Source organism: Phormidesmis sp. 146-12 (assembly GCF_052939495.1).
Map to the genome: position 1 here is coordinate 1 of NZ_JBJPHS010000154.1, position 11,734 is coordinate 11,734.

At 49.1% G+C, this 11,734-nt stretch carries 9 protein-coding genes and 1 tRNA gene; 9 read left to right on the forward strand and 1 reads right to left on the reverse strand.

The window, feature by feature from the left end; all coding sequences use genetic code 11:
* Positions 1-198: 198 nt before the first annotated feature.
* From ACKFKF_RS32045 to ACKFKF_RS32085, 9 genes are all read left to right on the forward strand, one after another.
* Positions 199-1,821: a chemotaxis protein CheB gene (locus tag ACKFKF_RS32045; RefSeq protein WP_446871448.1), complete on the forward strand. Its 1,623-nt coding sequence runs from the start codon at positions 199-201 to the stop codon at positions 1,819-1,821.
* 23 nt (positions 1,822-1,844) lie between these two features.
* On the forward strand, positions 1,845-3,545 hold the full coding sequence (locus ACKFKF_RS32050; RefSeq protein WP_446871449.1) for an ATP-binding protein: 1,701 nt from the start codon (positions 1,845-1,847) through the stop codon (positions 3,543-3,545).
* 210 nt (positions 3,546-3,755) lie between these two features.
* Positions 3,756-4,190 (forward strand): DUF309 domain-containing protein, encoded by a 435-nt coding sequence (locus tag ACKFKF_RS32055; RefSeq protein WP_446871451.1) that lies wholly within the window; start codon positions 3,756-3,758, stop codon positions 4,188-4,190.
* Between the two features lie 200 nt (positions 4,191-4,390).
* Positions 4,391-4,954, forward strand: a complete 564-nt coding sequence (locus ACKFKF_RS32060; RefSeq protein ID WP_446859322.1) for an LptA/OstA family protein — start codon at positions 4,391-4,393, stop codon at positions 4,952-4,954.
* A 94-nt stretch (positions 4,955-5,048) separates the two neighbouring features.
* Positions 5,049-5,777 (forward strand): LPS export ABC transporter ATP-binding protein, encoded by a 729-nt coding sequence (gene lptB / locus ACKFKF_RS32065; protein ID WP_446859323.1) that lies wholly within the window; start codon positions 5,049-5,051, stop codon positions 5,775-5,777.
* A gap of 28 nt (positions 5,778-5,805) precedes the next feature.
* Positions 5,806-6,990 (forward strand): LptF/LptG family permease, encoded by a 1,185-nt coding sequence (locus ACKFKF_RS32070; protein WP_446859324.1) that lies wholly within the window; start codon positions 5,806-5,808, stop codon positions 6,988-6,990.
* Positions 6,991-7,809: 819 nt separating this feature from the next.
* Positions 7,810-9,051: a URC4/urg3 family protein gene (locus tag ACKFKF_RS32075; protein WP_446871452.1), complete on the forward strand. Its 1,242-nt coding sequence runs from the start codon at positions 7,810-7,812 to the stop codon at positions 9,049-9,051.
* 94 nt (positions 9,052-9,145) lie between these two features.
* The gene (gene upp / locus ACKFKF_RS32080) at positions 9,146-9,778 is read left to right on the forward strand and encodes a uracil phosphoribosyltransferase (RefSeq protein ID WP_446859326.1); all 633 of its coding nucleotides are present in this window, start codon (positions 9,146-9,148) and stop codon (positions 9,776-9,778) included.
* A gap of 56 nt (positions 9,779-9,834) precedes the next feature.
* Positions 9,835-9,905, forward strand: a tRNA-Cys gene (locus ACKFKF_RS32085).
* 1,445 nt (positions 9,906-11,350) lie between these two features.
* Here the strand turns inward: ACKFKF_RS32085 and ACKFKF_RS32090 are convergent.
* Entirely contained in the window at positions 11,351-11,686 is a 336-nt protein-coding gene (locus ACKFKF_RS32090; RefSeq protein ID WP_446871454.1) for a hypothetical protein, read from the reverse strand.
* Positions 11,687-11,734 lie beyond the last annotated feature (48 nt).

The window sequence follows — 11,734 nt, forward strand, 5'->3', positions numbered from 1 at the left end:
ATTTCCTTCCCATAGAATAAATCAACCCTACCCCAGATTGGGGGATTTAGGGGGCGAATCCTTCTACAACGAAGCGAAAAAACTCCATCGAATTCACGTCAAAAACAAAACACAGCTTCCTGGCTTCATATCCGCTAATGTGAAGACACCCTTCAAGTTAGAGAGGCGACGCTCTAGCCTCAATCTTCGTTGCATTGTATGAATTCTGATTCTTTCTCCGAATTCTCTCAGCTTGATTCTTCTCAAGTGGCTTCTGGAGATGATTCGGATTCATCCGCACGCTTTGCGATCGTCGGGATTGGCGCTTCGGCAGGCGGTTTAGAAGCCTTTAGTGAGTTGCTGAGTCATTTGCCAACCGACACAGGCATGGGATTTGTGCTGATCCAACATTTAGCGCCTTATCAAAAGAGCCTGCTCACTGAGCTTTTGACCAAAACGACCTTGATGCCTGTGAGTGAGGCGCAAGACGGCACGATCGTTGCACCCAATCAGGTTTATATCATTCCGCCCAATACTAAGATGACGCTGGTAGAAGGGGCACTGAGACTGATGCCGCGTGAAAAAATTCGGGGGACTTATCTTCCGGTTGACGCTTTTTTTACATCATTGGCCCTGGATCGACGACACACTGCGATCGCGGTCGTTTTGTCGGGTGGCGATGGAGATGGATCGGTGGGCATTGACGCAATCAAAGCAGCAGGCGGCGTGACGTTTGCTCAATGTGAAGGAACGGCGAAAAACGAAAGTATGCCGAATACCGCCGTCGCCACTGGGCATGTCGATTTTGTGATGACTCCGAGCGCGATCGCCGCAGAACTGGCCAACCTCAGCCGTCACCCCTTTGTCTCGGCTCCGCTGCAAACGGTGGTTTCTTTGCCAAATAGTGAAGATGCGCTGTCTACCTTGTTTGGGCTGCTGCGATCGCGCATGGGCGTTGACTTTACGCACTACAAGCCCAAGACGCTCGATCGCCGGATTCAGCGACGAATGCTGGTTTATAAATTGGAACGGCTAGAGGATTATGTCCAATATTTGCAAGACAACCCTACTGAAGTCGAGGCGCTCTATCGAGAAATTTTGATTCATGTGACGCATTTTTTTCGTGACCCCGAAGCCTTTGAAGCGCTCAAAAAGCAAGTGTTTCCGGTGATCACGCGACACAAAGCTGACTCCCCGATTCGGATCTGGATACCCGGCTGCTCGACGGGTGAAGAAGTGTACTCGATCGTCATCTGCCTTTTAGAATTTTTGCAGGATGCCGGGATCAATCCTCAAATTCAGATTTTTGCAACGGATATTAGTCAAGGGGCGATCGATACGGCTCGATCGGGCGTTTATCGCGAGAGTCAGATGGCGGATGTCTCACCAGAGCGGCGCAGCAAGTTCTTTTTTGAGGTCGAAGGTGGCTATCAGATCAGTAAGCTTGTCAGAGAACGGTGTATTTTTGCCAGACAAGATTTGAGCCGTGACCCGCCGTTTTCTCACCTCGACTTGATTAGCTGTCGCAACGTGCTGATTTATCTGGGCGAGACGCTGCAAAAGCAGGTGATTCCCATCTTTCATCATGGACTCAGGACAAATGGCTTTTTGCTGCTGGGCACGTCTGAGAGTATTGGTCAGTTTTCTGATTTGTTTGGGCTAGAGAATCGCAAGTACAAAATTTATTCTAAAAAGCTGACAGCGACTCGCCCCAGTTTTTCGTTTGTCACGAGCAAGTATCCCATGATCAAAGACACTGCCCATCAGCCGATCGGTGATCGATCGATCGATCACCGATCGCGCCATTTGACCTGCTCAAAGAAGCCGATCGCATTACTTTAGAACGGTTTGCTCCGAGCGGAGTCTTGATCAATTCCAAGTTAGAGGTTTTACAGATTCGAGGAGAAACCAGCCGCTATCTCAGATTTGCCCCCGGAAAAGCCAGCCTAAATTTGCTCAAAATGGTGCGAGAAGGGCTGGTTGTCGGGCTGCAAGCCGCCATTTATCAAGCCAAAAGTCAGAATGCTCCCGCTCAAAAAAACGGACTACAAATTGACGCTGATGCAGATTCCGGCTTGGTCAATCTTGAGGTGATTCCTTTTAGAGCGCCGATCGCCGATGAACCTTATTTTCTCGTGCTATTTCAACCCGTTGCACCTGCGATCGCACCCTTGATCATCGATTCCCCACAATTAGAACAGACAGACTTAGAGCGAGAAGTGATTCAGCTTCGACAATCGCTGGAAATCGCTAACCAGGAGCGCACGATCGCTCAGGAATATCTGCAAGCGATCGTTCAGGAGCATGAAAATGTCAATCAAGACTTGAGCATCGCCAACGAGGAAATTTTGTCGAGCAATGAGGAGTTGCAAAGCACTAATGAGGAGCTTGAGACAGCAAAAGAAGAGATTCAAGCGACCAATGAAGAACTCAATACCACCAACGAAGAGCTTCGCAGCCGCAATCTGGCCCTTTATCAAGTCAACAACGATCTGACAAATCTGCTGGCTGGAATCAATATTCCGATCGTCATGCTCGAAAGCGATCTGCGAATTCGGCGCTTTACCCCAATGGCTCAGAGCCTGTTTAATCTGATTGCCACTGATATTGGGCGACCCTTTAACGACATTCGACCCAATCTTGATATTCCCAATCTAGAACGAGCGATCGTCGAGGTGATTGAGACGCTCACTGTCCAGGAGTTTGAATTGCAAACCCAGGACGGACACTGGTACAACTTGCGAATTCGCCCATACCGCACGATCGAAAATCAAATTGATGGCGCAGTCTTGATTTTGATCGATATCAACGATCTCAAGCGCGGCGCGACCGTTCTAGAATCTGCCCGAAACGTCGCTGAAGATGCCAATCGAGAAAAAGATGTCTTTTTGTCCACCGTCTCCCACGAACTCCGCAATCCACTAAGCGCTATTTTGGGCTACGTTCAACTGCTCAAGCTGAATAGACTCGACCAAGCAAAAACCACTCGCGCGTTGGATGTGATCGAACGCAGTGCCCGATCGCAATCTCAACTAATCGAAAGTTTGATCGATACCGCCCGCATTACAAGTGGCAAGATCAAGTTGGAGACTCGACCCCTCAATCTGAATTTGCTGATAGACACGGCGATCACCGCCATTCAGCTCTCTGCTGAGGAAAAAAACATTCAGATTACGTCTCGCCTCGCTCCAGTTACAGTGATGGGAGATGTCGATCGCCTAAATCAAGTGCTGGGCAATTTGCTGCAAAATGCGATTAAGTTCACTCCTTCGGGCGGCCGAGTCGAAGTCACGCTAGACACAGTAGAGACGCAAGCTCAGATTCGAGTCATCGATACGGGGCGCGGCATTGCGGCAGATACTTTACCTCATATCTTTGAGCGGTTTCAGCAGGGAGCGTCCGACACGACAATCAGTCAAGGGCTAGGATTGGGGTTGGCGATCGTTCGTCATCTCGTCGAGCTTCATCAGGGCACTGTTTGGGCAGAAAGTCCGGGAGAAGGGCAAGGCACCACTCTATTCGTCAATCTGCCTTTATTGCTGAGTGGCGCGAATTTATTAACCTAAAATTCTCTAAATGTGCTTGGTCAGTTGATTTTGGCTTCGTTTCAATGGGTTGCAGCCCCCTAAATCCTCCAAATTTGGGGACTTTGAAGCTCGAACCCGTTTTGAATTCCAGAATTTTTTTGATCTCAAAGTCCCCCAGAATGGGGGATTTAGGGGGCGAAGTAGCTTGGCGATAAACGATCTTATTTAATTTGCGATCCTGAGTGACCCATGAGCGACATACCTGAAGAGTTTTGGCAAGGGGTTGAACAGTTTAATCAGGGCGAGTTTTATGCTTGTCACGACACCCTAGAAGCCATCTGGATCGAAGCCCCTCCCTTAGAGAAAAATTTTTACCAGGGAATTCTCCAGATCGCGGTCGCCCTCTACCACCTAGGTAACCAAAACTGGCATGGGGCAGTCATTTTATTGGGAGAAGGTGCCAATCGACTGTGCAAATATCCAGAAGACCATGCCGGGATCGATGTTGGAGATCTGGTCGATCGAGCCGTCGAACTTCTCTCAGCCTTGCAACTAGCCGGAAGCAACTGCGTTCAAGATATTGTATTGACACCTTCTTTTGACGCGGATTCTGATCACGAATCGCAGAAAGTCTTCCTTCGTCAGCCAACAATCCAGAAGCTGGCGCGATCGGCTGTAGAGTGACTTGATACAGTAGAGCAACTTCTCAATCTGTCGCACGTCATGTATGGGAGTCGATCTCCTTGAGATACCCGCAAGGGGTCGTCTGCCAAAAACTGCATCTGTCGCGCTCAGGTAAGAGTGATTAACCTGCTGATAGTGATATATTCGAGACGATTCGCCAAGTTTACGCCGCTTTCTATCCTCTGCTTGCTGTAGCCATCATGACATTCTTACCCGTCTTCCGCTTCTCATTTCAGCGCTTGGCCCTGCTGCTGTCTGCAACGTTGATGATCGGGTCTGCTGTGGTCGATCGGGCTGCTGATGCCGTTCCTACTCGCCCTGGCTCGGCCGTTGCTCAAGCGGCTGCACCTTCTCAACCCTTGACGCTGCGGGCCAATAGCACCGTGGCCAATGCCAAAACTGGAGTCGTCGTCGCCAGAGGAAACGTCCAGATCAACTATCCGTCTCGCCAGATTCAAGCTACGGCCGCCCAGGCTGTCTTTTTTAGCAAAGAAAATCGAATTGTCTTGACTGGAAATGTCTACGTGCTGCAACAGGGCAACAGTTTGCGGGGTGAAACAATTACCTACCTGGTCAATGAGGGGCGATTTGAGGCGCTGCCAGACTCCAACAAGCAGGTCGAAGCGATTTATCTGGTTCAAGATGTGCCGCCTGTGCCCCCCGCTGCCCCGTCTGCTGCTGCCCCCACCGCTCCTCCACCCGCCGCCGCCGCTCCTTTTGACTCAAAGCCACAGTTTCAGACACCCGCTTCTACCAAGCGCTAGAATCTTTTAATTAAGAGAAAATTGTCACTCAGGAATGAATGGAGCCACGGAGACATCCCAGACTCCCGGTTGGGCTATTTGAAGGAGCGAGTTTGTGAGGATTGTACTAGAGAATATTCATAAGTCGTATGGGCCACGGGCGATCGTCAATCGAGTCAGCCTCTCGGTCTCGCAAGGAGAAATCGTCGGACTGCTTGGGCCCAACGGAGCCGGAAAAACCACGACCTTCTATATCACCACAGGTTTAGAAAAACCAGACAGCGGACGGGTTTGGCTCAACGATCGTGAGATTACCGCTCTGCCCATTAACCAGCGAGCAAAATTGGGGATCGGCTATCTGGCGCAAGAGGCAAGCATTTTTCGATATCTCACTGTTCAGGAAAACATTCAATTAGTGCTGGAGCAGACCAACGTCCCTCAATGGCAATGGAACGATCGCCTCAGCAGTCTGCTCAAAGAATTTCGGCTCGAAAAAGTCGCTTCTACACTAGGGATTCAAGTCTCCGGAGGAGAACGTCGCCGCACAGAATTAGCCAGAGCGTTAGCATCAGGAGTTGAAGGCCCAAAATTTCTGCTGCTCGATGAACCCTTTGCCGGAGTTGACCCGATCGCTGTCGCCGAAATCCAAGAAATCGTCGCTCAACTGCGCGATCGCCAAATGGGAATTCTGATCACCGATCACAATGTTAGAGAAACGCTGGCTATCACCGATCGAGCCTACATCATGCGCGACGGTCAAATCCTCGCCTCTGGCAACGCCGAAGAACTCTACAACAACCCCTTAGTCAGACAATATTACCTCGGAGACAACTTCCAACCCTGACCACTCCTCACTCCTCACTTCCCCGCCCATGTCGCCAGGACTATCTCAGCAAAATTCATTTCGTCCCGTACGGCGGCTGTTGGGGTTGTCGGTACTCGATCGCTATATCGCCAGTCAGCTTACGTCTCCTTTTTTGTTTGGAGTTGCGGCATTTTCTTCGATTTTGGTGTCGGTTGGGGCGCTATTTGATCTGATTCGCAAAGTAACCGAAGCGGGACTGCCTTTCTCACTGGCCTTCCGGGTGTTTTTGCTGAGGATGCCCTATTTCGTCAGTTTGGCGTTTCCGATGGCGACTTTGTTGGCGACGTTGATGGTGTATAGCCGACTTTCGACTGACAGTGAGTTGATTGCGCTGCGGAGTGCGGGGATCAGTGTCTATCGATTGATCGCGCCGACTATCGTGCTGAGTCTTTTCGTCACTGCCTTGACCTTTAGCTTTAACGAAGCGATCGTGCCCGCCGCGAACTATCAAGCTTCTTTGACACTCGATCGGGCCCTCAACCAAGAACAACCCGAATTCAAAGAGCGCAAAAATATTCTCGTTCAGCAGTTTCGTAAACCCAGAGCGGCAGACGGCGAAACCGAGCAGGTTCTCGATCGCATCTTTTACGCACGACGGTTTGATGGTCGTCAGATGAAAGGCTTAACGGTACTGGATTTTTCTCAAAACGGGTTAAACCAAATTGTCGCCGCCGAGTCAGCCGCCTGGAATCCCGTCAAGAATCTGTGGGACTTTGCCAACGGTACGATCTACATCATTGACCCCAACGGTTCTTATCGCAACATTCTCAAGTTTGAGCGTCAACAGATTCAACTCCCCCGCACACCGCTCGATCTGGCAAACCGCAAACAAGACTCTGCCGAGATGAATATTGCAGAGCTACGCAATTCGTTGGATATCGTAACCCAGAGCGGTGATGAGAAAGAGTCTCAAAAGGTGCGGCTTCGTATCAACCAGAAGCTGGCTTTTCCGTTTGTGTGTCTGGTATTTGGTCTGACGGGGGCGACTCTGGGAACCAGTCCTCAACGCAGAAGCGGCAGGGGTACAAGTTTTGCAATTAGTGTGATTATTATCTTCACCTACTATCTGCTCTCTTTTATCTGCGATTCTTTGGGGCTGCTACAAGTGCTATCTCCCTACGTGGCTGCTTGGTTGCCAACGGCTCTGGGACTGACCGCGGCGGGATTTTTGCTGTTTCGGGCTGCCCGATAAAGCTTGTCCAAAGTAGGTTGAATCAACAGCTAAAAACAGCCTCTCAAACCGCGTCCTTCAGAGCTTCTACCCCCAAGCGGCCAATTCTGGGGGACTTTAGGAGAGGACTTTTGGTTCAAAGCTCCCTACTCTTGTTAGATCTGATCATTCTACCAAGAGGGAAATTCCGCCATGCGTAATCCCAAATCAGCGGTTACTTGCTACAGATCCTCGCTCCTACAATCCTCCAGAATGGGGGATTTTGACTAAGTTTGACTGATCAATTGGTTGCAACTTATTTTCAACCTGGTATAACAACTGGTCTAATACCAAGTTGATCTTTCATTATCAATTTGTTAAGGCTACAGATCCTTCGCCCCCTAAATCCCCCAAAAATGCGGGACTTTGAGCCGTCGTCATGGCTTTGAACTTTGGAAATCTTTCCTTTGTCAAAGTCTCCCAGCATGGGGAATTTAGGGGGCGAAAAGATGGACACTTCCCACAGCACAGATTCATCTCTTTAATTAGCAACGCCTTTGCGCGTGATCTGCTGCATTGCTCTTCACGATCCAACGCTACCAATCGAATCGATCGCCCCCTGGAAATCGAGCATTGCTAAATCACGGGGTGTGCCCCCAATGCGAAGGGAAACCAACGATTCAAAGTCCGCCAGAATGGAGGGTTAGGGGGCGTTCCCGGATCTGCAACCGCAGCGAAAGATTCCGTCGAATTCACGTCTCGTTAAAACCAGTTCCAATCACATTCCTCATCCCTGACAAATCGCCTGGAACTTCTGAGGTACAATGGGTTCCACTCAGGGTCAATTTGATCGCCTTCCCCATGCAAACCGTTCAGCTTGATGATCGCTCTCCGATCGCCCTCCTGCGTTCTCCCCAGACCATTCGCGATCGCTGCGGCATCTTGTTCACACTGGCACAATCCGATCAGTTGCAGCATTTTCGCTGTGATTTGACGCAGTTAGATCGGGTGGCTGACTACGTGTTACAGGTGACAAAAGAACAGTATCCTGACCTAAAAATTCCCTTTCACAGCCGTTGGCGACACTTTGAAGTTGGAGATATTTCACGGGTAGACAGACTCGATCGCGCTCTAGAAAATCTGTCCAAACTCGAAAAAGCCAAAGCAAAATTCGATCTCGTCATTCCCAGTGTGCTACTAGATGCGGGAGCAGGCGATCGCTGGCACTATTTTGAATCAGACACCCGACAAGTCTGGGGACGATCAGAAGGATTAGCCATTGCCAGCTTTCATCTCTTTTGTCAGGGCGCATTCTCCAGCAATCCAGACAACTCTTATCAAACCGATGCTACAGCCCTCCAACAGGTGACCGCCGAATCCCTCGCGATCGGGTTTCAAGCAACGACCGAAAATCCATTAGTTGGACTGGAAGGGCGATCGCAACTCCTGCAAAAATTAGGTCAAACCCTACAAAACGCTCCTGAATTGTTTGGTCAAGAAGCGCGTCCTGGCAATCTGGTGGATTATCTGCTAAAGCAAGCGCCCTCAGACAAGCTATCCGCCACCACAGTTTTGAGTGCCATTCTGCAAGGACTGAGCGAAATCTGGCCCGGACGAATTACCCTCTCAGAAGTCAATCTAGGCGATGTCTGGCACCATTCCGCCCTGCCCAATGTAGACCCTTCCAGCCAGCTAGTCCCCTTTCACAAACTTTCTCAGTGGCTCACCTATTCTCTACTAGAACCTCTACAGGAACTCGGTCTAGAAATCACCGACCTCAACCAAATGACCGGGCTACCTGAATACCGCAACGGCGGACTGTGTCTCGACCTGGGACTCCTACAAGTCAAAAATGACGAAATCTGGCACCAGCGACATGCCCCCAGCTCAGAAGTCATCATCGAATGGCGTGCCCTAACGGTCTGCCTCCTCGACCAGATCGCCATCACCCTGCGCCAACAACTCACCCTGACCGAAGCCGACCTCCCCCTCGTCAAAATTCTACAAGGCGGCACCTGGACAGCCGGACGCAAAATCGCCGCAACCCTAAGACCTGGCGGCCCTCCCCCCCTCCAAATCGAAAGCGACGGCACTGTCTTCTAAAGTTATCTCCCGAATCCCAAATCAACCCAAAAGATTCAGCAACCTCCTGCCGCTCATCCTTCATCCCTCCTCCCTCCTCCGTCCTCCCTCCTACATGCCCCAAGTCACCGTCATCAACCATCCCCTGATCCAACACAAACTCACCCTGATGCGTCGGGTAGAAACCAGCACCGCCAAGTTTCGATCGCTCATGACCGAAGTCAGCATGTTGTTGGCTTACGAGGTGACACGAGATCTGCCGCTAAAGTATGGCTCCATCAAAACACCTATGGCCGCTATGCAAGCCCCCATCCTGGCAGCAGACAAAAAGCTGGTCGTGGTGTCAATTATGCGAGCCGGACAAGGAATTTTGGATGGGATCTTGCAACTGATTCCTTCTGCAAGAGTGGGGCATGTGGGGTTGTATCGGGAGCCAACAACGCTGGTACCGATCGAGTACTACTTTAAAGTGCCTCATGACATCGAAGAACGAGATATGCTGGTCGTCGATCCGATGATGGCAACGGGCAACTCAGCCGTCGCAGCCGTACAGCGCCTCAAGCAAACCAACCCAAAATCCATGAAGTTTCTCTGCTTATTGGCGGCTCCCGAAGGGATTGCCCACTTCCACGATCAACATCCTGACGTTGCGATTTACACAGCAGCGATCGACGAAAAACTGGACGAACACGGCTATATTATTCCAGGATTGGGCGATGCGGGCGATCGGCTGTTTGGCACAAAGTAATTTAAAGCCAAAACTCGTCCCCCTAGTTTGGTATGATTGGAAATAGCTAGATATCTGGCGGCATGGCCAAGTGGTAAGGCAAGGGTCTGCAAAATCCTCACCCTCGGTTCGAGTCCGAGTGCCGCCTTCGATTTTTCACGTTTTGAAAATGCTTAAAAGCCTTTGTGAATAATCAAAAAATATGGCACGATTCGCAAATTGCTGGCACAATCGGCTTTTTTGAGGTCGAATAGCCGATTGTAAATCAGTGGCACAAATTTGGGCTGGTTCACAAATCAGTGGCACAGATACTTGCTTGCTCATCTGAAAACACATTGAAGGACCGAACCTGATGCATTGCAACCGATCTAGCGATCTACTGCATAGTCCTTTGTTCTCAAATCAATGGCACAAATTTTAGGTTCGCAAATTGATGGCACAAAATTCACCCAGATTCGAAAATTAATGGCGCAATCTCGAAGTGAAATTCCTCCTTGTCAACGGTCACGCTGTTTTGCTCTGCTGTCAAATTACTTGCACTGGTTAGTCCGGTAGATTTCTGGATTGGTGACCGATGTTTTGGCTTGCTGTCGCTCCATATCACCATCCGATGCTTGGCTGACTCAATTTAGTAAGTGCCACCCATCACGCTATTTTGATTTTGCACTAGCGTCGCATCCACTGCGTTGAGCAAGAAATATGAGAGGCAAATTACTCTTGTGTAAACGCTTCCTCCAAGAAGCAATGCATCACTGCCCTACGCATCGTCAAACTAACTGCGCCAATTTATTTGTACGTTTTCACGAAAAATGGCGCGGCTTTCAATTTCGTGGCGCATAGCCCAGTTTTACACACATTTTAGCTCTTTCAAATTCATGGCGCAGATTTCCCTCGTTTTCAAATTCGTGGCGTAAGCTTGTTCAACACTACCAAGTTTCTTAATTACCTGCGCTAAGACCTCTGCAAACCGTAGCTTTCAGTCTTCGGGAAGGACTGAAATTATTCAAATTCGTGGCGCGAATTTTCTTTAGAGATTGCACTTTCAAATTCATGGCGCGGATTTTTCTTGTTTTCAAATTCGTGGCGCACTTGTACGTCGCTAAGCAAGCAAAGGTCATAACTGAGCAGAATACGTTAAACAGTTGCGAGTAGGCTGTAATTGCTGATCAGATCATTCGTACTTTGTGAGATTGCCATATTGAGGTGACTTTCTGGGAGAGATGGCACGCTCATAGCCTTCAAATACATTAGCGTTCTGGCTTTTCACGTTAGCGTTCTGGCTTTTCAAGCGATGTCATGATTTCTTTTCGTCTCCAAACTTGTGGCATAAGCACAAACACAGCTAATAACAAACAAATGGTTTATAAGAGCTTGTCAGTGCAAAGTTCGGTAACTATTATCAGCTTTTTATTCCTGGGAATACTTGGATTAAAGCTACTTTCACCACCAAAAACGGATGGAATGAGTTGTTCCATCCGTTTACAAATGCGAATATTTATTTGGGTGTAGGAGACTTGGGTCTTCCCTCTAATTCTTCTTCAAAGTATTTAGAGTCAGTGGTCAATCTAGCCGTCCAGATGGCTGCTGAATCGTTTATTTCTTTTTCTTCAACTTTCTGTTTATAAGATCTTTTCTGAAAACGACAGCTTTAGCTTTCATGCGGCGATTATATTCATCTGCCGCTTTCATATTTGCTCTGATATTAGCAAGAATAGCTTTAAGATTTTCCAGAGAAAAATTGCCTGTCTCAAGTTGGTCTTCACTAAGATCAAGTCCTTCAAAATTAATCATTTTGATGTAACCAAGAAACTCACCTAGGGTGCCGTTGTCTGTTTGTGCATAAGTACGCATTTCAAGAATGCGATCAGGATCAAATAGCAGAATCACATCGCGCCCCTCGTAATTCTTTAAGCACTCACCTTCGGGCACCTCGATTAATTAGTTTTGGGTGAGATGGGATCTCAAATGAGACAAAAA

Coding starts and splice junctions, on each gene's coding strand:
- upp (WP_446859326.1), top strand. CDS start 9,146: ATGCCCCAAGTCACCGTCATCAACCATCCCCTGATCCAACACAAACTC.
- ACKFKF_RS32055 (WP_446871451.1), top strand. CDS start 3,756: ATGAGCGACATACCTGAAGAGTTTTGGCAAGGGGTTGAACAGTTTAAT.
- ACKFKF_RS32070 (WP_446859324.1), top strand. CDS start 5,806: ATGTCGCCAGGACTATCTCAGCAAAATTCATTTCGTCCCGTACGGCGG.
- ACKFKF_RS32060 (WP_446859322.1), top strand. CDS start 4,391: ATGACATTCTTACCCGTCTTCCGCTTCTCATTTCAGCGCTTGGCCCTG.
- ACKFKF_RS32045 (WP_446871448.1), top strand. CDS start 199: ATGAATTCTGATTCTTTCTCCGAATTCTCTCAGCTTGATTCTTCTCAA.
- ACKFKF_RS32075 (WP_446871452.1), top strand. CDS start 7,810: ATGCAAACCGTTCAGCTTGATGATCGCTCTCCGATCGCCCTCCTGCGT.